We start from the raw sequence: 20,087 nt of genomic DNA, 5'->3' as shown, positions 1-20,087 counted from the left end.
CCGCCTGCCCGGCCGGGCAGCGGCTGCGCGCGGACGGCCGGGCCGAGCTGGAGGTCCGCTGGCAGCCGGAGGCTGCCCCGGCGGCCGGGCACCGGGTGACCCTGCGGGCCGAGGCGCTGAACCGGCCCCGGCTGCTCGCCGACCTCACCGCGGCGATCTCCGCCCAGGGCGTCGGCATCGTCTCCGCCGAGGTCGAGCCGCCGCAGGAGCTGCGGGTCCGGCACACCTACACCGTGGAGCTGCCCGAGCCGGGGGCGCTGCCCGCCCTGATGCGGGCGATGCTCAGGGTCTCCGGGGTGTACGACGTGAGCCGGCCGCACGCCCCGGAGGGGGGCCGGACCCGAGAGGGGGCGACCCGGTCCGGCGAGGGGGTGACCCGGTCCGGCGAAGGGGCCCGGCCCCGTGAGGAGGCCCGGCACTCCGGGGAAAATGGGGATGACCGGCCCGTGCCGGGCGTGCGACCATCATGGGGAATTCACGGCCGGTCCACGGCGTTCTCAGGGCAGAGGAGCCCGGGTGAGATCCAGGGGTCCTCGCCGAAGCCATCCAGCGACCAAAGGACAGAATGACCTCCACGTTCGACACCCGCGACCACGCCGACGCCCCGCGCCGCCTCGACGGTCTGCGAGCGGAAGCCCTCATGGACGAGGACCTCGCGGCCATCGACGAGGACCCCGGCCACAACTACGACGGCGACCAGTACGACCGTAGCGAGCGCGCCGCCCTGCGCCGGGTCGCCGGCCTCTCCACCGAACTCGAAGACGTCACCGAGGTCGAGTACCGCCAGCTCCGTCTGGAGCGCGTGGTGCTCGTCGGCGTCTGGACCGACGGCACCCTGGAGGAGGCGGAGAACTCGATGGCCGAGCTCGCCGCGCTCGCCGAGACGGCCGGCTCCGAGGTCCTGGACGGCGTCATCCAGCGCCGGGACAAGCCCGACGCGGCCACCTACATCGGCTCCGGCAAGGCGCAGGAGCTGCGCGACATCGTCGCCTCCACCGGCGCCGACACCGTGGTCTGCGACGGTGAGCTCACCCCCGGCCAGCTGATCCACCTGGAGGACGTGGTCAAGGTCAAGGTCGTCGACCGGACGGCCCTGATCCTGGACATCTTCGCCCAGCACGCCAAGTCCCGGGAGGGCAAGGCGCAGGTCTCGCTCGCGCAGATGCAGTACATGCTGCCGCGGCTGCGCGGCTGGGGTCAGTCGCTGTCCCGGCAGATGGGTGGCGGTGGCTCCGGCTCCTCGGGCGGCGGCATGGCCACCCGTGGTCCCGGTGAGACCAAGATCGAGACCGACCGGCGCCGGATCCGCGAGAAGATGGCGAAGCTCCGCAGGGAGATCGCCGACATGAAGAAGGGCCGCGACACCAAGCGCCAGGAGCGCAAGCGCCACCAGGTGCCGTCCGTGGCCATCGCCGGGTACACCAACGCCGGCAAGTCCTCCCTGCTCAACCGGCTGACCGGCGCGGGCGTGCTGGTGGAGAACTCGCTGTTCGCCACCCTGGACCCGACCGTGCGCCGGGCCCAGACCCCGAGCGGGCGGCTCTACACCCTGGCCGACACCGTCGGCTTCGTCCGGCACCTGCCGCACCACCTGGTCGAGGCCTTCCGGTCGACCATGGAGGAGGTCGCCGACGCGGACCTCATCCTGCACGTGGTGGACGGCTCGCACCCCGAGCCGGAGACCCAGCTGGCCGCCGTCCGCGAGGTCATCGTCTCGGTCGACGCCCAGAACGTGCCGGAGATCGTGGTGATCAACAAGGCGGACGCCGCCGACCCGCACGTGCTGCAGCGCCTGCTGCGGCGCGAGCCGCACGCCATCGTGGTGTCGGCCCGCAGCGGCGCCGGCATCGAGGAGCTGCTGAAGCTCATCGACGACGAGCTGCCGCGCCCCGCCGTCGAGGTGCGGGCCCTGGTGCCCTACACCCAGGGCGCCCTGGTCTCCCGGGTGCACAAGGAGGGCGAGCTGCTCGCCACCGAGCACACCGCTGACGGCACGCTGCTGCACGCCAAGGTGCCGGCCGAGCTGGCCGCCGAGCTGGAGAACTTCGCGGTGGCCCTGCAGGGCTGAGCCACCACCGCCGAGCAGCCCCCGGACGATCGCGTCCGGGGGCTGCCGCACGTCCTGGCGGGTTGCCTCACGTTCTCGGCGGGTTGCCTCACGTTCTCGGCGGGTTACCTCACGTTCTTGGCGAAGTAGTCGAAGGCCTGCTTCGCCTGGTCCTGGAGGGACGGCCCGGCCAGGTAGCCGGCCGGACCGCGGTTGCCGACCGAGCTGACGCTGACCAGGTTGGGCTTGCCGTCCTTGGTGATGAACCAGCCGCCGCCGCCCGCGCCGCCGGTCATGGTGCAGCCGATCACGTACATCGGCGGCCGGGCCCGGTCGAAGGACAGCCGGGCCGGCGCCGCGGGGGAGTCGCAGCGCTGCAGCTCCATGCCGTCGAAGGGCCGCTCGACCGGGTAGCCGAAGGCGGCAACCGAGGAGATCTGCTCGCGCGGGGCGTTGAACCAGACCGGCACCGAACCGCCGACCGCCTCCTCCAGGGACGGCCCGGAGGCGGACTCGCCGCGCACCCGGACGATCCCGTAGTCGTACTGGTCGTGCGCGCCGACGCCGCCCTCCTGGAGCCAGGTCGGCGACACCAGCGCGCGCACCGCCGTCCAGCGGCCGTACGGGGCGGCCTGCTGGTCGCCGTACGGCTTGCCGCGGGCCGCCCGGCCGTCCCGGTTGAAGGCGGGCACGAAGACCAGGTTCTTCACCCAGGCGCCGCCCCTGCCGTCGTGCAGGCAGTGCGCGGCGGTGTAGACCAGGTTGCTCCGGCCTGGGTTGAGCGGGTCGGCGACCACCGTGCCGGAGCAGACCGCGTCGCCCTGGGGCGTGGTCATCAGCAGCTTGCCGACCAGGGCGGAGTCCGGGCCGTACGGGTGCGGCTGCGGCCGGGCCGGGACGGCGGCGGGCGGGGCGTCCCGCTGGACGGCGGGCGGTGCGGTGGCGGTCAGTGAGTACTCGGGGGTGGGGCGGGCCTTGGCGGCCTCCATCCGGGCGGTCGTCCAGTAGCCCGGAGCCGGCTGGTTGGTGAAGCCGCTGTCGGCGACGTACCGGGCCCAGTCCTCCAGCTTCCATCCGCTCAGGTCACCCAGGCTGGTCGGCGCGGCCTTGGGCAGCGCCGCGGGCGGGGTGGCCGGGGCGCCGGGGCCGTCCGGCCCGCAGGCGGCCGCGGTGAGCGTCAGGGCGGCGAGCAGCGCGGCGCCGGCCGTGGCGGCCCGCCGTCCCCTGGTACTGGTGGTGCTCGTGGCGTCGGTACTGCTGCTGCCGGTGCTGCCGGTGGTGCTGATGGCGCGCAAGCTGAGGTGCCCCCGTGGTGGTGCCGGTCACTGCTTCCTGGAGATCCAGTCCAGGGCCTGCTTGGCGACCGTCTCCAGGTACGGGCCGCTCAGCGAGGTGTGCTCCTGGGTGCCGATCGAGGTGTTGCTGACCAGCGCGGTCCTCCCGTCCGGCATGGTGGCGAACCAGCCGCCGCCGCTGGCGCCCTGGGTCATGTCGCAGCCGATGGTCAGCATGGACGGGCGCTTGGCGTCGAAGGACAGCCGGGTGGGCTTGCCGCCGTCGCACTTGTACAGCTCCTGGCCGTCGAACGGCTTGACCAGCGGGTAGCCGGTGGCCGAGACCTTGAGCTGGTCGCGGGGCGCGTCGAACCACACCGGGACGGCCGAACCGACCGTCTCCTCCAGGGACTTGCCGGTGTCGGCCTGGTTGTGCACGCGCATCACGGCGAAGTCGTACTGGTTGGCGGAGTCGCCGGTCGGACCGCCCTCGACCATCCACTGCGGGGAGGTGACGACCTGGTCGGCCCACCAGGTGCCGAGCGGGGCCAGCTCGGACAGCGGGGCCTTCTTGCCGCCGCTGGAGGCACCGGAGTTGTTGTAGGCGGGGACGAAGACCAGGTCCTTGTAGAAGTTGCCGCCCTTGCCCTCGTGCACGCAGTGCGCCGCCGTCCAGACCAGGTTGCTCTTGCCCGGGTGCTGGGGGTCGGCGATCACCGTCGCCGAGCAGTTGCCCCGGCCGCCCTGGGCGGAGAAGAACACCTTCCCGGAGGGCTGCTTGAGGTACGGGCGGGGCACCTGGACGGCCTTGACCACCGGCGGCTCTGGGTCGGTCACCCCGTTGTCGGCGGCCGGCTTGGCGGTGGGCGGGGCCGGGTCGGCGGGCTTGGCGTCGCCCATCTTGTCCGGGTTCCAGAAGTCCTTCACCACCGGGTTGTTGAAGACGTGCTTGGACGCCCACGTGTCCCAGTCGTCGTACTTCCACTTCTTCAGGTCGTCCCAGCTCTTCGGCAGGCCCTCCAGCAGGCTGGTCGGCAGACCGGACGGCAGGGTGATCCCGCCGATGACGCCGCCGGGGGCGGCCGAGGCGCTCACGTCCGCGGTGGGCGGCGGCGCCGCCACGGTCTTGTCGCCTCCCGCCGGGCCGTCCGGGCCGCAGGCGCTGACGGCCAGCAGCGTTCCGGTGACCAGGGCGGCGGCCAGAGCTGACCGGTGGATCGATGGCATCGGTGCGCTTCCCCCTGTACGCGATGGGATGGTGTCGGGTCGGGCTTCGGTGCGGCGGCTCGCCGTCCTGGAGTCTTCCATCGCAGTCCAGGACGGCGGCAGTCGCCCCCCGGGTTCCGGAGCTGACCGGAGGTCACCGATCCGTGACGCGGAACCGGGCTCCTCCTGGGCGCAGCAGGGCTGCCCCGGGCGGTGGCGCACTATCCCCGATCTTCACCCGGACGAGTGAGCGGTCCTTGTGATCACCCGTCAGGGATAGGTAACCCTTACCTGACGCGACGGTGCGAGCGCCCGCAGATCCCCTCCGCCACCAGCGCGCGTCCGCACCCCCACGCGCACCAAGGAGCAGCCTTGAGCACCGCCCTCACCGGAGCCCCGCCCGTACCGCCGCTGACCGCGGACCCCCCCTGCGAGCCGAAGGACGGGTCGGCATCGAAAGCGACGAGCGACGAGGGAGCGCAGCGCGTGCAGGAGCGAGGAGTGTCGGCGCCGGACCGGGCGCGCCCGGAGGCGGGCGAGGAGTACCGGCCCGGGCCCGACCCGCTGCTGCACCCCGACCCGCTGCTGCACCCCGACCCCGCCGTCGCCGCCGAACAGGCCGCCCTGGAGGCCCTGTTGCGCTGCTGGGCGCGGGAGACCGGAGCCCGCCCCGGACCGGACGGCCGACTGCGGATCGACGTCCTCGGCGGCGCCGCCCGGCTCACCGCCCCGGTCCGCTACTGGTCCCCCGGCGGCTGGCACCGCTTCGGCCCGGCCACCCTCTCGGTGGGGGAGAACGCCGCGGCGGGAGACGCCTGCGCGGCCCCGGTGGACGCCGTCACCACCGCGGCCCTGCTCGCCGCCGCGGCCGCCGAACGGCCCGACCCCGGACAGGTCGCCGACCTCGCCGCCCGGGTCGCCGACTCGGTCATGCGCACCGGCGAGATCCTCGCCCACCGCCGCACCGCCGCCGAACCCGGCGGACCGGAACGCTCGCACTTCCTCGCCGCCGAACAGGCCCTGCTGCTCGGCCACCCGCTGCACCCCACCCCGAAGAGCCGCGACGGCCTCGGCCCGGCCCAGAGCGCCGCCTACTCGCCCGAACTGCACGGCAGCTTCCAGGTCCACTGGTACGCCGTGGACCGCACCCTGCTCGCGGCCGGCTCGGCCGTCGCCCAGAGCGCCGACCGGATCACCGCCGCCCTGCTCGGCAGCCACGCCACCCTGCCCCCCGGCACCGCCGCCCTGCCGCTGCACCCCTGGCAGGCCCGCGAACTCGCCCACCGCCCGGCCGTCGCCGCCCTGCTCGCCGACGGACTGCTGCACGACCTCGGCCCGGCCGGCGAACCCTGGCACCCCACCTCCTCGGTGCGCACCGTCTACCGGCCCGGCACCCCGTGGATGCTCAAACTCTCGCTCGGCCTGCGGATCACCAACTCCCGCCGGGAGAACCTGCGCAAGGAGCTCCACCGGGGCCTGGAGGTGCACCGGCTGCTGGAGAACGGCCTCGCCGCCGAGTGGCGGGCCGCCCACCCCGGCTTCGACATCGTCCGCGACCCGGCCTGGATCGGCGTCGACCACCCCGAACTCGGCGACCCCGGCGGACTGGACACCGTGCTGCGCGCCCAGCCCTTCGCGCCCACCGACCGGGCGCTGTGCGTGGCCGGACTGGTCGCCGAACAGCCGCGCGGCACCGGCGCCACCGTGCCGTCGGCGCTCGGCGACACCCTGCGCGCGCTCGCCGCCCGCACCGGCCGCCCGGCGCGCACCGTGGCCGCCGAATGGTTCCTGCGCTACCTGGAGGCCGTCGTCCTGCCCGTCCTCTGGCTGGACGGCCGCGGTGGCATCGCCCTGGAGGCGCACCAGCAGAACAGCATCGTCCTGCTGGACGCCGAGGGCTGGCCCAGCGGCGGCCGCTACCGCGACAACCAGGGCTACTACTACCGGGAGAGCGCCGCCGAGCGGCTCACCGCCCGACTGCCCGGACTCGGCGCGGAGAGCGACACCTTCCTGCCGGACGCCGTCATCGACCACCACTTCGCCTACTACCTCGGCATCAACCACGTGCTCGGGCTGATCGGCGCCTTCGGCTCCCAGGGGCTCGCCGACGAAACGGTGCTGCTGGCCGGGCTGCGCCGGTTCCTGGCCGGCCCGAAGGCGGCCGCCACCGGCTCGGCGCTGCCCGCCCTGCTGCTGGACGCGCCCACCCTGCCCTGCAAGGCCAACCTGCTCACCCGGATCAACGGCCTGGACGAGCTGGTCGGCCCGGTCGCCACCCAGTCCGTGTACGTGGACATCCCCAACCCGGTGGCGGGGGCCCGATGACGAACCCGGTGGCGGGGGCCCGATGACGGAGGATCTGGCCGAGTGGGGCGAAATCCCCACCCCGGCCGGCCGGTTCCGGCTCGACCCGGTCCGGCTGCCCGAACACCTGGAGCTGCTCACCGGGTGGATGAACGACCCCGAGGTCGACGCGTTCTGGGCGCTCGCCGGGCCACCCGCCGTCACCGAACGGCACCTGCGGGCCCAACTCGACGGCGACGGACGCAGCGTGCCCTGCCTCGGCCTGCTCGACGGCGAGCCGATGAGCTACTGGGAGGTCTACCGCGCCGACCTCGACCCGCTCGCCGCCCACTACCCGGCACGGCCGCACGACACCGGCGTCCACCTGCTGCTCGGCCCGGCCGCCAGTCGCGGGCGCGGCCTCGGGGCCCAGTTGCTGGACGCCCTGGCGGAACTGATCCTCCGCCGGAGGCCGGGCTGCGGGCGGGTGGTGGCCGAACCGGACGTCCGCAACCGGCGCTCCGTCCGGGCCTTCGAACGGGCCGGATTCCGGGCCGCCGCCGAACTCGACCTGCCCGACAAGCGCGCCGCCCTGATGGTCCGCGACCGCGACTTACTCCCCGCCTAGGACGCTCTGTGGACACCTCGACACCCCCTGCGCACCCCGTGCCGAACGACCCGCCGCACGACTCCCCGGACTCCCCTTACGACCTGCTCGGCGTCGGCATCGGCCCGTTCAACCTCTCGCTCGCCGCCCTCGCCGAGCCCGTACCCGGCCTGCGCACGCTCTTCTGCGACCAGCGCCCCGAGTTCCGCTGGCACCACGGCATGCTGGTCGACGGCGCCCGGATGCAGGTGCCCTTCCTCGCCGACCTGGTCTCGCTGGTGGACCCGACCAACCCGTGGTCCTTCCTCAACTACCTGCGCGCCCAGGACCGGCTGTTCCCGTTCTACTTCGCCGAACGCTTCCAACTGCCCCGCCGGGAGTACGACCACTACTGCCGCTGGGCCGCCGACCGGCTGCCCAACTGCCGCTTCGGCACCGAGGTCACCGCCCTGCACCGGGACGGCCCGCTGTACCGGGTCGAACTGACCGACACCGCGACCGGGCGGCGCACCACCGTACGGGCCCGCAACCTCGCGCTCGGCGTCGGCACCCGGCCCGTGCTGCCCGAGGCCTTCGCCGCGCTCGCCGACCACCCGCGGGCCTTCCACTCCGCCGAGTACCTGGACCGCCGCGCCGACCTGGCCGGCGCCCGGGACATCACGGTGATCGGCAGCGGGCAGTCCGGTGCCGAGGTCTTCCTCGACCTGCTCCGCCGCCACGAGGGCGACGGCATCCGGCTGCGCTGGCTCACCCGCACCAGGGCCCTCGCCCCCATGGAGTACTCCAAGCTCGGCCTGGAACACTTCACCCCCGACTACACCCGCTACTTCCACGGACTGCCCGGGCCCGTCCGGGACGCCCTGGTCAGTGCCCAGTGGCAGCTGCACAAGGCCGCCAGCGCCGAAACCCTCGCCGAGATCCACGACCACCTCTACGAACGCACCATCGGCCGCCCGATCGACAGCGCCCCGGTCGAGATCACCCCCGGCACCGCCGTCACCGAGGCCCGGCCCGGCCCCTGCGGTGGCCTCGAACTGCGCTGCCGGCACACCGACTCCGGCGCCGAGCACGTGCTGCGCACCGACGCCGTGGTGCTCGCCACCGGCTACCGGGCCGCCCGCCCGGCGGCCCTCGCACCGCTCGCCGACCTGATCGACTGGGACGAGTCCGGGCGCTACCGGGTCGACCTCGACCACCGGGTCGCCACCCGGCCCGGACTCACCGGCGGCCTCTACGTCCAGAACGCCGAACTCCACACCCACGGCGTCGGCGCCCCCGACCTGGGCCTCGGTGCCCACCGGGCCGCCGTCATCCTCAACGCCGTCACCGGCCGCACCGTCCACCGGCTGCCCGGCCGCACCGCGTGGACGGGCTTCGCGCCGCCGGTGGCGGGTGTGCCGGGTGGGTCTGCCGTTCCTTCCGTTCCTTCTGTTCCTTCTATGCCGGATGTTCCGAATATTTCGAAAACCGCGAATACTCCGAATGTTCCGGATAGTGCGCACAGCCAGCACAGCCAGCACAGCCAGCACGGCGCCACCCCCGAGCAGACCCCCGTCGTCCCCCGCCCCCAGGAGCTGACCCGTGCCGCAACTGTCGGCCGCTGAACCCGCTGAACCGCCGCTCTACCTGCCCCCGCACCTCACTGCCGGGCACTGGCAGCGGGCCGGCCGCGCCCTGCTGGCCAAGATGCTCGGCGAGTTCGCCTACGAGGACCTGCTCCGGCCGGCCCCCGGCGCCCTCGACGGCGAGTACCTGCTGAAGCTCCCCGAGGCCGAGTACCGCTTCGCCGCCCGGCGCGGCGCCTACGACGGCTGGCAGGTCGACCCGGAGTCGATCCGGTGCTCCCGCCCGGACGGCCTGGACCCGCTGCGCTTCCTCCCGTACGCCCGGGAGACCCTCGGGATGCGCGGCGAGACCACCGCCCACCTGGTCCGCGAACTCTCCGCCACCCTCACCGCCGACGCCCGCCAGCTCGCCACCGCGCTCACCGCCGCCGAACTCGCCGACCTCGACCACCCCGCGCTGGAGGGTCGGCAGGGCGGCCACCCGTGGATCGTCCCCAGCAAGGGCCGGATCGGCTTCTCCAGCACCGACGCCGCCCGCTGGACCCCGGAGTCCCGCAGCCCGCGCCCGCTGCCCTGGATCGCCGTCCACCGCCGGCTCGCCCAGTACCGCGGCGTGCCCGGCCTGGAGCACCCCGAGCAGCTGTACGCCCGCGAGCTGGACGACGTCGACGCGCTGCGCGCCCCGCTCGGCGCGGACGCCGACGACTACCTGCTGCTGCCCGTCCACCCCTGGCAGTGGGACGAGACGGTCCTGACGCTGTTCGCGCCCTGGATCGCCTCCGGCGAGATCGTCCCGCTGTCCTCGGACGGCGACCCACGCCTGCCCCAGCAGTCCATCCGCTCCTTCTTCAACACCGCCCACCCCGAGCGCTGCACCGTCAAGCTGCCGCTGTCCATCCTCAACACTTTGGTCTGGCGCGGACTGCCGGTCGAGCGGACCCTCGCCGCGCCCGCCGTCACCGCCTGGCTGCACGGGCTGCGCGACGCCGACCCCTACCTGCGGGACGAGTGCCGGGTGATCCTGCTCGGCGAGATCGCCTCCGTCACCGTCGACCACCCGCTCTACCGGGAGATGCCGGACTCGCCGTACCAGTACAAGGAACTGCTCGGCGCGATCTGGCGCGAACCGCTCGGTCCCTTCCTGGCCGGGGACGAACGCGCCCGCACCCTCGCCGCCCTGCTCCAGACCGGCTCCGACGGGCGGGCGCTCGCCGTCGAGCTGATCGCCCGCTCCGGCCTCACCCCCGCCGACTGGACCGGCCGGCTGTTCGCCGCGATGCTGCCGCCGCTGCTGCACTTCCTCTACCGCTACGGACTGGTCTTCTCCCCGCACGGCGAGAACGCCATCGTGGTCTTCGACGACCGCGGCACCCCGGCCCGGCTCGCGGTCAAGGACTTCGTCGACGACGTCAACCTCAGCGACCAGGACCTCCCCGAACTGCGCGAGCTGCCCGCCGAGGTGGCCGGCGTGCTGCTGCGGGACGACCCCCAGGGGCTCTGCCAGTTCATCCACTCCGGGCTGTTCATCGGCGTCTTCCGCTACCTCGCCCCGCTGCTGGAGGCGCAGGCCGGGCTCGCCGAGACCGAGTTCTGGGCCCTGCTGCGCGCGGAGATCCACCGCTACCAGGCCCGCTTCCCCGAGCTGCGCGAGCGCTTCGAGCTGTTCGACCTGTTCCGGCCCCGGATCGACCGGCTCTGCCTCAACCGCAACCGGCTGATCATGGACGGCTACCAGGACCGCCCGCACCGCCCGCACGCCGTCCGGCACGGCACCGTGCCCAACGCCCTGGTCGGCGTGGACGTGCGTCTCCCCGGGCATCGGGACCGGATTGTCACCCCCGCCCCGTAGGGTGGAGGGGTCATGACGAACGACTCCGAATCCCAGCCCGCGACGGACCTCGACGACGAGGCCGAGGAAGCCGTCGCCGTCCCGCGCTCGCGGATCCCCGAACTGCTGCACGCCGCGGTCGAGGCCGTCGGCGGTGTCGAGCGCCCCGGCCAGATGCGGATGGCCGAGGCCGTCGCCGACGCCGTCGACCACGCCGAGCACCTGCTCGTCCAGGCCGGCACCGGCACCGGCAAGTCCCTCGCCTACCTGGTGCCGGCCCTCGCCCACGGCGACCGGGTGGTGGTCGCCACCGCCACCCTGGCACTGCAACGCCAGCTGGTGGAACGGGACTTGCCGCGCACCGTCGACGCGCTGCACCCGGTGCTGCGCCGCCGGCCGCTGTACGCGATGCTCAAGGGCCGCTCCAACTACCTGTGCCTGCACCGGGCCAACGAGGGCACCCCGAGCGACGAGGGCGAGGGCCTGTTCGACCCGGTGGACGCGCTCGGCGGCCCCGCCGGCAAGCTCGGGCAGGAGGTGCTCCGGCTGCGCGACTGGGCCGACGAGACCGAGACCGGCGACCGTGACGACATGAGCCCCGGCGTCTCCGACAAGGCCTGGGCCCAGCTGTCGGTCACCTCCAAGGAGTGCCTGGGCGCGACCCGCTGCGCCTACGGGCAGGAGTGCTTCGCGGAGAAGGCCCGGGAGCGGGCCAAGCTCGCCGACGTCGTCGTCACCAACCACGCGATGCTGGCGATCGACGCCATTGAGGGCGCGCCGGTGCTGCCCGAGCACGGGCTGCTGATCGTGGACGAGGCGCACGAGCTGGTCAACCGGGTCACCGGCGCTGCCACCGCCGAACTGACCGTCGGCGCCGTCAACCGGGCCGTGAAGCGGGCCGCCCGGCTCGCCAACGAGAAGGCCGTCGACCTGCTGCAGGCCGCCGCCGAGAACTACCACGGCCTGATGGAGACGGCCCAGCCCGGCCGGGTCGAGGAGCTCCCCGAGTACCTGGCCTACGCCGTCACCGCCATCCGGGACGCCGCCCGGCAGGTGATCACCTCGCTCGGCGAGACCCGCGACAAGGGCCTTAGCGACGAGGACGCCGTGCGCAAGCAGGCGATGGCCTCCGCCGAGACGGTGCACGAGACCGCCGAGCGGCTGCTGGAGGACTCCGAGTACGACGTGATCTGGATCGAGCGCAGCGACCGCTACGGGCTGGGCACCGCCTCGCTGCGGGTCGCTCCGCTGAGCGTGTCCGGACTGCTGCGCGAGGGCCTGTACAAGGAGCGCTCGGTGGTGCTCACCTCGGCCACCCTCAAGCTCGGCGGAGACTTCAACGGCGTGGCCGGCTCGCTCGGCCTGCCCAAGGAGACCAGGCTGCCGGACGAGCGCACGCCCGGCGACAACCCCGAGTCCGGCTCCGGGTTCGGGGAGGAGGCCGTCCCGCACTGGCGGGGGATCGACGTCGGCTCGCCGTTCAAGTACCCCAAGCAGGGCATCCTGTACGTCGCCAAGCACCTCGCGGACCCCGGGCGCGACCCGGAACGGCCCGACATGCTCGACGAGTTGGCCGAGCTGGTCGAGGCGGCCGGCGGGCGCACACTGGGGCTGTTCTCCTCCATGCGGGGCGCCCAGGCGGCCGCCGAGGCGATGCGGGAGCGACTGGACCACCGGATCCTGCTCCAGGGGGAGGACACCCTGGGCGAGTTGATCCGGGAGTTCGCCTCCGACGCGACCACCTGTCTGTTCGGCACGCTCTCGCTCTGGCAGGGCGTGGACGTGCCCGGTTCGGCCTGCCAGCTGGTGGTGATGGACCGGATCCCCTTCCCGCGGCCGGACGACCCGCTGATGAGCGCCCGTCAGAAGGACGTCGAACAGCACGGCGGGAACGGCTTCATGGCTGTCGCGGCGACGCACGCGGCGCTGCTGATGGCGCAGGGCGCGGGCCGGCTGGTGCGCGCGGCGGACGACCGGGGCGTGGTGGCGGTGCTCGACCCGCGGGTGGAGACCAAGCGGTACGGGGGCTTCTTCCGGTCCTCGATGCCGGAGTTCTGGTACACCACGGACCGCAACCAGGTGCGCCGCTCGCTGGCGGCGATCGACGCCTCGGCGGCGCCGGTGCGACCGGTGGTGAAGCGGGGCTGAAGGCCGGCCCGGTGAACGACGGAGGGGCTCCCCGCTGACGCGGCGGAGCCCCTTCCCGTCGGTGTTCCCGTGGTGCGGCCGGGTGTTGCGGTTGCGCGGCCGGGTGCTGCGGTTTGCGCGGCCGCGCGCTGGTGTCAGAGGCGGCGCAGGACCGCGACGACCTTGCCCAGGATGGTGGCGTTGTCGCCGTTGATGGGCTCGTACGCCGGGTTGTGCGGCATCAGCCAGATCCGGCCGTCCTCGCGCTTGAGCCGCTTGACGGTCGCCTCGCCGTCGATCATCGCGGCCACGATGTCGCCGTTCTCGGCGACCGGCTGGCGGCGCACGGTGACCCAGTCGCCGTCGCAGATGGCCGCCTCGATCATCGAGTCGCCGCGCACGGTCAGGGCGAACAGCTCGCCCTCGCCGACCAGCTGGCGGGGCAGCGGGAAGACGTCCTCGACGGTCTGCTCGGCCAGGATCGGACCGCCGGCGGCGATCCGGCCGACCAGCGGCACGTAGGAGGTGGAGGGGCGCCCGGCCGTCTCGGCGGTGTTGGGGCGGGCCACCTCGACGCCGCGGACCTCGTAGGCGCGCGGGCGGTGCGGGTCCCGGCGGAGGAAGCCCTTGCGCTCCAGGGCCATCAGCTGGTGGGCGACCGAGGAGGTGCTGGACAGGCCGACGGCCTGGCCGATCTCGCGCATGGACGGCGGGTAGCCGCGGCGCTGGACGGAGTCGCGGATGACCTCGATCACCCGGCGCTGGCGCTCGGTGAGCCCGGCCTCGTCGGTCCGGATGCCGGGGGGGCGGCCGGGCATCGAGCGGGCGGGGGTGGTGTGGGTCTCTTCCATGGCGGGGGCGTGTTCGATCGGCTGGTCGGGGACGCGGCCCGCGGTGGAAACGGCCGGGCCGGAGAGGCGGTGGTCTTCGCTACGGTCCATGCTGATGTCCACGCTCTGCTGATTCGTGGTGCGCTGCCCCACCTTGAACTGGGAGTGTTCCTGCACCGGGATGGTGTTGGTTTCGACGGTGTTCACGGCGGCCCCTCTCGACGGCTTTCCTCTCCCCTTTTCCAGCCCAACGCACCTCCTATCGAAAGGTTGCGCCAAACACACGTTCGAGTGAATTATTCGGGAGTTGGCTGACTCGATCAAGGCTTTGTTGTACATCGAGCAAATGTTCGACCGGATGCCGCCTCCAGAAGTCTAATCGGCGCCGACACGCCAGGGGTGTCGCTCCCCCCGAGACCTAGATGTAGTGGCTAGAGTCCTCTCCGTGCCCAGTACTAGTGGTCGCGCCGCATGATCAGCTTGCCGAGGCCGGGGGCACATCGCATAGACTCAACAGGTCCGCACGTTCTGCCAGGGAGGGATCCCCAGGTGCACTGCCCCTTCTGCCGGCACTCCGACAGCCGCGTTGTCGACAGCCGGACCACCGAGGACGGCAGCTGCATCCGCCGTCGTCGACAGTGCCCGGACTGCGGTCGCCGTTTCACCACCGTGGAGACGGCCGCGCTCATGGTCATCAAGCGCAGCGGCGTCACCGAGCCCTTCTCCCGGCAGAAGGTCATCACCGGCGTCCGGAAGGCCTGCCAGGGCCGCCCGGTCACCGAGGACGCCCTCGCCCAGCTCGGCCAGCGGGTCGAGGAGTGCGTGCGCGCCAGCGGCAACGCCGAGCTGACCACCCACGAGGTCGGGCTGGCCATACTCGGCCCGCTCAAGGAACTCGACGTGGTCGCCTTCCTGCGCTTCGCCAGCGTGTACCAGGCGTACGACGGACTCGAAGACTTCGAGGCCGCCATCGCGGAACTCCGCGCCGAGCGGCCCGCCCCCGAGGCGGACGGCACCTGCGTGCCCGTTTCCGCCGCCGCGCCCTAGGAGGCGCGCCGGGCCCCCGCGGCCCCCAGAACCACAACGCAGGCCCCCCGTGGGCCGTCAGCACCACACCGGCCCCGAGCGGGCCCACGCGTGCCCGAAAACGGGGCACGGAACACTACAAACCGTGCGTAAGCGGACGGGGCCCCCGCCTGCCCGCACACCGGAAGAACGAACCAGCGGTGCCCGGACTTTTCAGGGCACCTCGGGCGTTTGCCCAGGAGGAGGAGCGAGAAGTGACAGACACCACGAGCGGTTCCGCACGCGGGTCGAAGTCCGACAAGGCCGCGACCAAGGGTGCCAAGGCCCCGAAGGGCGGTCTCCGGATGGAGCGCATCTACACCACCCCTGGCGTGCACCCGTACGACGCGGTCCGCTGGGAGCGGCGCGACGTCGTCATGACCAACTGGCGCGACGGCTCGATCAACTTCGAGCAGCGCGGCGTCGAGTTCCCCGACTTCTGGTCGGTCAACGCCGTCAACATCGTCACGTCCAAGTACTTCCGCGGCGCCGTCGGCAGCCCCCAGCGCGAGTGGAGCCTCAAGCAGATCATCGACCGCGTGGTGCTCACCTACCGCGCGGCCGGCGAGAAGCACGGCTACTTCGCCACCAAGGACGACGCCGAGATCTTCGAGCACGAGCTGACCCACGCCCTCCTCCACCAGGTGTTCAGCTTCAACTCGCCGGTCTGGTTCAACGTCGGCACCAAGCAGCCCCAGCAGGTCAGCGCCTGCTTCATCCTGTCCGTCGACGACTCCATGGACTCGATCCTCGACTGGTACAAGGAAGAGGGCATGATCTTCAAGGGCGGCTCCGGCGCCGGCCTCAACCTCTCCCGCATCCGCTCCTCCAAGGAACTGCTGTCCTCCGGCGGCAACGCCTCCGGCCCGGTCTCCTTCATGCGCGGCGCCGACGCCTCGGCCGGCACCATCAAGTCCGGCGGCGCCACCCGCCGCGCGGCCAAGATGGTCGTGCTCGACGTCGACCACCCGGACGTCGAGGCCTTCATCGAGACCAAGGTGAAGGAGGAGGAGAAGATCCGCGCCCTGCGCGACGCGGGCTTCGACATGGACCTCGGCGGCGACGACATCACGTCCGTCCAGTACCAGAACGCCAACAACTCGGTCCGCGTCAACGACGAATTCATGACCGCCGTCGAGAACGGCACCGAATTCGGCCTGCGCGCCCGGATGACCGGCGAGGTCATCGAGACCGTCGACGCCAAGAAGCTGTTCCGCAAGATGGCCGAGGCCGCCTGGGCCTGCGCCGACCCCGGAATCCAGTACGACACCACCATCAACCACTGGCACACCTGCCCGGAGTCCGGCCGCATCAACGCGTCCAACCCGTGCTCGGAGTACATGCACCTGGACAACTCCAGCTGCAACCTCGCCTCGCTGAACCTGATGAAGTTCCTGCGCGACGACGACACCTTCGACGCCACCGCCTTCGCCAAGGTCGTCGAGCTGGTCATCACCGCGATGGACATCTCCATCTGCTTCGCCGACTTCCCGACCGAGAAGATCGGCGAGACCACCCGCGCCTTCCGCCAGCTCGGCATCGGCTACGCCAACCTCGGCGCCCTGCTGATGGCCACCGGCCACGCCTACGACAGCGAGGGCGGCCGCGCCCTGGCCGGCGCCATCACCTCGCTGATGACCGGCACCGCCTACCGCCGCGGCGCCGAACTCGCCGGTGTCGTCGGCCCGTACGACGGCTACGCCCGCAACGCCGCCGCCCACCAGCAGGTCATGAAGCAGCACGCCGACGCCTCGCTGGACGCCGTCTCCTTCGAGGACCTCGACGCCCCGGTCTGGCTCGCGGCCAACAAGTCCTGGCAGGACGTGCTGCGCCTCGGTGAGCAGAACGGCTTCCGCAACGCCCAGGCCTCGGTCCTCGCCCCGACCGGCACCATCGGCCTGATGATGGACTGCGACACCACCGGCGTCGAGCCCGACCTCGCCCTGGTCAAGTTCAAGAAGCTCGTCGGCGGCGGCTCCATGCAGATCGTCAACGGCACCGTCCCGCGCGCCCTCAAGCGCCTCGGCTACCAGGACGAGCAGACCGAGGCGATCGTCGCCCACATCGCCGAGCACGGCAACGTGGTGGACGCGCCCGGCCTGAAGGCCGAGCACTACGAGGTGTTCGACTGCGCCATGGGCGAGCGGGTCATCTCGGCGATGGGCCACGTGCGGATGATGGCGGCGATCCAGCCGTGGATCTCGGGCGCCATCTCCAAGACCGTGAACATGCCCGAGAGCGCCACCGTGGAGGAGATCGAGGAGATCTACTTCCAGGCCTGGAAGCTCGGGGTGAAGGCACTGGCCATCTACCGCGACAACTGCAAGGTCGGCCAGCCGCTTTCCGCGAAGAAGAAGGAATCCGAGGCCAAGGTCGAGGAGACCCCGGCCGCCGTGGTCGAGAAGGTCGTCGAGTACCGCCCTGTCCGCAAGCGCCTGCCCAAGGGCCGCCCGGGCATCACCACCTCCTTCACGGTCGGTGGCGCCGAGGGCTACATGACGGCCAACTCCTACCCGGACGACGGCCTCGGCGAGGTCTTCCTGAAGATGTCCAAGCAGGGCTCGACCCTCGCGGGCATGATGGACGCCTTCTCCATCGCCGTCTCGGTCGGCCTCCAGTACGGCGTGCCGCTGGAGACCTACGTCTCCAAGTTCACCAACATGCGCTTCGAGCCGGCCGGCCTGACCGACGACCCGGACGTGCGGATGGCCCAGTCGATCGTCGACTACATCTTCCGCCGCCTGGCGCTGGACTTCCTGCCGTTCGAGACCCGCTCGGCGCTCGGCATCCACTCCGTCGAGGAGCGCACCCGCCACCTGGAGACGGGCTCCTACGAGCCGCTGGAGGCCGAGGAGATCGACACCGAGTCGCTCGCCCAGTCCGCCCCGGTCGCCGCCGCCAAGCCGGCCCCCGCCCCGGCCCCGGCCGTCGAGGCGCCCAAGGCGGCCCCGAAGCAGGCCCACAACTCCACGGAGCTGATGGAGATCCAGCTCGGCCTCAACGCCGACGCGCCGCTCTGCTTCTCCTGCGGCACCAAGATGCGCCGCGCCGGCAGCTGCTACCTCTGCGAGGGCTGCGGCTCCACCAGCGGCTGCAGCTGACGACCCCGGTGTTCACCCTCCTGAGGTGAATCCCTGAAGCGGGGCGAGGACTTCACGGTCCTCGCCCCGCTTTTCCGCGTTCCGGGAGAAGCCGATGTCACGGATGCGGGCGCTATCCGGTCCGAAGGGGTGTCGGTGGTTCGGGAGAGGAGTGGTGTGGTGATGGGGACGGTGCTGGTGACCGGAGCGACGGGGACGCTGGGGCGGGAGGTGGTGCGGCTGTTGGCGGCGCGCGGGGTGGCGGTGCGGGGGTTGAGCCGGCGGGCGCGGGAGGCGGGTGACGGGGTCGAGTGGGTGGTCGGGGACCTGGTGACCGGGGCGGGGATCGCGGCGGCGGTCGCCGGAGTGGAGACCGTGGTGGACTGTGCGACCACGCAGGGGAAGAAGGACGTGGCGGCGGTCGGGCGGCTGGTGGCGGAGGCCCGGCAGGCCGGGGTGCGGCACCTGGTGTACGTGTCGATCGTGGGGATCGACCGGGTGCCGATCGCGTACTACCGGGCGAAGCTCGGCTGTGAGGGGGTGGTGCGGGAGTCGGGGCTGGGGTGGACGGTGCTGCGGGCGACGCAGTTCCACGACCTGCTGTTCAAGGCGTTCGACCTGAGCGCGAGGCTGCCGGTGTTCCCGGTGGTTCAGGGTGCCCGGATCCAGCCGGTGGAGGTCCGGGAGGTGGCGGCGCAGGTCGTGCAGCTGGTGGGGCGGGAGCCGGCCGGGTTCGCGCCGGAGGTGGGCGGGCCGCGGGTGCGGTCGTACCGGGAGCTGGCCGAGGCGTACCTGCGGGCGGCGGGCCGGCGGCGGGTGCTGCTGCCGCTGGGGATCCCCGGGGCGGCCGGCCGGGCCCTGCGGGCGGGTGGGCTGACGACACCGGAGCGGGCGGTGGGGCGGGGGACGTTCGAGGAGGCCTTGGCGCGGAGGTTCGGGTGAGCGCCGGGGCGGCCGAAGCTGTCAATCAAGGTTGACATTCCCGTAGGTGTCAACCAGGGTTGACGGCATGAGCGAGAGCGGAGAGCTCGCGGCCGCCGCGAGCAGTCGTGACCCCGCGGTGGGGCTCCGGGCGGTCCGCGCCCTGCGTGATCTGGCGGACCGTCTGGAGTCCCTGCAGGTGGGCAACGCCCGGTCGCAGGGGTGGTCCTGGCAGGACATCGCGGTCTGCCTCGGGGTGACCAGGCAGGCGGTGCACAAGAAGCACGCACGGCGGGGGCCCGGCAAGGGCGAGGGCGGAGGCTGAACGATGTTCGAGCGGTTCGCCGACGCGGCGCGGCAGGTGGTGGTCGCCGCGCAGCAGGAGGCGAGGGGCTGCGGCACGGCCACGTCGGCACGGAGCACCTGCTGCTGGCGATCCTGGCCGGGCCGGAGGACCCGGCGGCCGGTGTCCTGATCGGGATGGGCCTGGACCACGAGGCAGCGCACCGCGAGGTGGTCCGGCTGCTCGGGCCGGGGGACGACGCCGAGGCACTGGCCTCGATCGGCGTCGACCTGGAGGCCGTCCGGGGCGCGGTGGAGTCGGCCTTCGGCGAGGGCGCCCTGGACGTGCCGGCGGAGGAGGCGCCCGAGCGGCGGGGCTGGTTCCGGTCGGGGGAGTCGAAGCCGGGCCGCAGCCCGTTCAGTCCCGGGGCGAAGAAGGCGCTGGAGCTGTCGCTGCGCGAGTCGCTGCGGCTGAAGTCGAGGGAGATCGCGGTGGGGCACCTGCTGCTCGGGGTGCTGCGCGAGGGGGAGGGTCTGGGCGTACGGGTGGTCGCCGACCACGGACTGGACGTGCGGGCCGTGCGACAGGCGGTGGAGGCGGAACTGGGGTGACCACTGGGGTGGAAGGTGTCGCCGTGCGGTGTAGTCGACGTGAATGAAGGAGATTGACCGTCAACTAGCGGGTTGAGGCCAATGTCTGAATCGATATGATCGGCCGAAAGCGTGAACCGATCAGCCGCCCGGGGACGTTTCGCGACGCCACCGGGCGGTCTGGTATGCGCCCGACCAGCAGTCGGCGGCCGCAAACCGTCGCCGACCAGCCGCCCGCGCCGCCGCCCGCCGACGTTGCCGAGGACCGTACCGATGAGAGAAGCCACCAGCCCCGACGGTCGGCCGCGCCGCCGCCCCGCGCCGCGCACCGTCGCCCTGACCGGGGCCGCCGTCCTGCTGGCGCTGGTCGCCGCGCCGGTC

Annotated in this window: 14 protein-coding genes and 1 pseudogene; 12 read left to right on the top strand and 3 right to left on the bottom strand. The window is 72.6% G+C overall.

Annotated features, from left to right (window positions below):
• Positions 1-569, top strand: a 569-nt coding sequence (locus tag BG452_RS11020; protein ID WP_317620988.1) for an ACT domain-containing protein, incomplete at its 5' end; no start/stop codon positions are given.
• Entirely contained in the window at positions 566-2,068 is a 1,503-nt protein-coding gene (hflX, locus tag BG452_RS11015) for a GTPase HflX (RefSeq protein WP_188304056.1), read from the top strand. The genes BG452_RS11020 and hflX, both read left to right, overlap by 4 nt.
• Before the next feature lie 104 nt (positions 2,069-2,172).
• On the opposite strand, the gene BG452_RS11010 is transcribed toward hflX, so the two are convergent.
• Entirely contained in the window at positions 2,173-3,342 is a 1,170-nt protein-coding gene (locus tag BG452_RS11010) for a trypsin-like serine peptidase (RefSeq protein WP_188304055.1), read from the bottom strand.
• A gap of 27 nt (positions 3,343-3,369) precedes the next feature.
• Entirely contained in the window at positions 3,370-4,548 is a 1,179-nt protein-coding gene (locus BG452_RS11005; protein ID WP_188304054.1) for a trypsin-like serine peptidase, read from the bottom strand.
• 465 nt (positions 4,549-5,013) lie between these two features.
• Between BG452_RS11005 and BG452_RS11000 the strand changes: the two genes are divergently transcribed.
• From BG452_RS11000 to BG452_RS10980, 5 genes and pseudogenes are all read left to right on the top strand, one after another.
• Positions 5,014-6,852, top strand: coding sequence for an IucA/IucC family protein (locus tag BG452_RS11000; protein ID WP_411292932.1), 1,839 nt, complete (start codon positions 5,014-5,016; stop codon positions 6,850-6,852).
• 34 nt (positions 6,853-6,886) lie between these two features.
• Positions 6,887-7,438, top strand: a pseudogene (locus tag BG452_RS10995) (GNAT family N-acetyltransferase); the annotation flags it as partial.
• Between the two features lie 38 nt (positions 7,439-7,476).
• A complete protein-coding gene (locus BG452_RS10990; protein WP_317620987.1) occupies positions 7,477-9,021 on the top strand; it encodes a lysine N(6)-hydroxylase/L-ornithine N(5)-oxygenase family protein in 1,545 nt (514 codons plus the stop codon).
• Positions 8,999-10,831: an IucA/IucC family siderophore biosynthesis protein gene (locus tag BG452_RS10985; RefSeq protein ID WP_317620986.1), complete on the top strand. Its 1,833-nt coding sequence runs from the start codon at positions 8,999-9,001 to the stop codon at positions 10,829-10,831. Before BG452_RS10990 ends, BG452_RS10985 begins: the two co-directional genes overlap by 23 nt.
• 12 nt (positions 10,832-10,843) lie before the next feature.
• Complete coding sequence (locus tag BG452_RS10980; RefSeq protein WP_188304051.1) at positions 10,844-12,958, top strand: ATP-dependent DNA helicase; 2,115 nt, start codon at positions 10,844-10,846, stop codon at positions 12,956-12,958.
• 134 nt (positions 12,959-13,092) lie between these two features.
• On the opposite strand, the gene lexA is transcribed toward BG452_RS10980, so the two are convergent.
• Entirely contained in the window at positions 13,093-13,974 is an 882-nt protein-coding gene (gene lexA / locus BG452_RS10975) for a transcriptional repressor LexA (protein WP_317620985.1), read from the bottom strand.
• A 342-nt stretch (positions 13,975-14,316) separates the two neighbouring features.
• On the opposite strand from lexA, the gene nrdR reads away from it, so the two are divergent.
• The 5 genes from nrdR to BG452_RS10950 all read left to right on the top strand — a co-directional run bounded on the left by nrdR (position 14,317) and on the right by BG452_RS10950 (position 19,727).
• Positions 14,317-14,814 carry a transcriptional regulator NrdR gene (gene nrdR / locus BG452_RS10970; RefSeq protein ID WP_188304050.1) on the top strand — a complete coding sequence of 166 codons (498 nt, stop codon included), beginning with the start codon at positions 14,317-14,319 and terminating at the stop codon, positions 14,812-14,814.
• Positions 14,815-15,047: 233 nt separating this feature from the next.
• Positions 15,048-17,933, top strand: coding sequence for a vitamin B12-dependent ribonucleotide reductase (locus BG452_RS10965; protein ID WP_188304049.1), 2,886 nt, complete (start codon positions 15,048-15,050; stop codon positions 17,931-17,933).
• 162 nt (positions 17,934-18,095) lie between these two features.
• Complete coding sequence (locus tag BG452_RS10960) at positions 18,096-18,854, top strand: SDR family oxidoreductase (RefSeq protein WP_188304048.1); 759 nt, start codon at positions 18,096-18,098, stop codon at positions 18,852-18,854.
• 67 nt (positions 18,855-18,921) lie between these two features.
• Positions 18,922-19,158 (top strand): RNA polymerase subunit sigma-70, encoded by a 237-nt coding sequence (locus tag BG452_RS10955; RefSeq protein WP_188304047.1) that lies wholly within the window; start codon positions 18,922-18,924, stop codon positions 19,156-19,158.
• Entirely contained in the window at positions 19,056-19,727 is a 672-nt protein-coding gene (locus BG452_RS10950) for a Clp protease N-terminal domain-containing protein (protein ID WP_317620984.1), read from the top strand. The genes BG452_RS10955 and BG452_RS10950 overlap by 103 nt, the downstream gene beginning before the upstream one ends.
• The last annotated feature ends 360 nt before the right edge of the window (positions 19,728-20,087 follow it).

The sequence above is a fragment of the Streptomyces sp. CBMA123 genome (genome assembly GCF_014596465.1).
In the GTDB taxonomy this organism is placed as follows: Bacteria; Actinomycetota; Actinomycetes; order Streptomycetales; family Streptomycetaceae; genus Kitasatospora.
Note: the sequence above shows the minus strand (reverse complement) of the source record. Positions and strands in the feature narration are given on the sequence as shown.

Bases quoted from the DNA above. Each gene is read 5' to 3' on its own strand.
- hflX (WP_188304056.1), top strand. From the start codon at position 566: ATGACCTCCACGTTCGACACCCGCGACCACGCCGACGCCCCGCGCCGC.
- BG452_RS11005 (WP_188304054.1), bottom strand. From the start codon at position 4,548: ATGCCATCGATCCACCGGTCAGCTCTGGCCGCCGCCCTGGTCACCGGA.
- BG452_RS10980 (WP_188304051.1), top strand. From the start codon at position 10,844: ATGACGAACGACTCCGAATCCCAGCCCGCGACGGACCTCGACGACGAG.
- BG452_RS10960 (WP_188304048.1), top strand. From the start codon at position 18,096: ATGGGGACGGTGCTGGTGACCGGAGCGACGGGGACGCTGGGGCGGGAG.
- BG452_RS10955 (WP_188304047.1), top strand. From the start codon at position 18,922: ATGAGCGAGAGCGGAGAGCTCGCGGCCGCCGCGAGCAGTCGTGACCCC.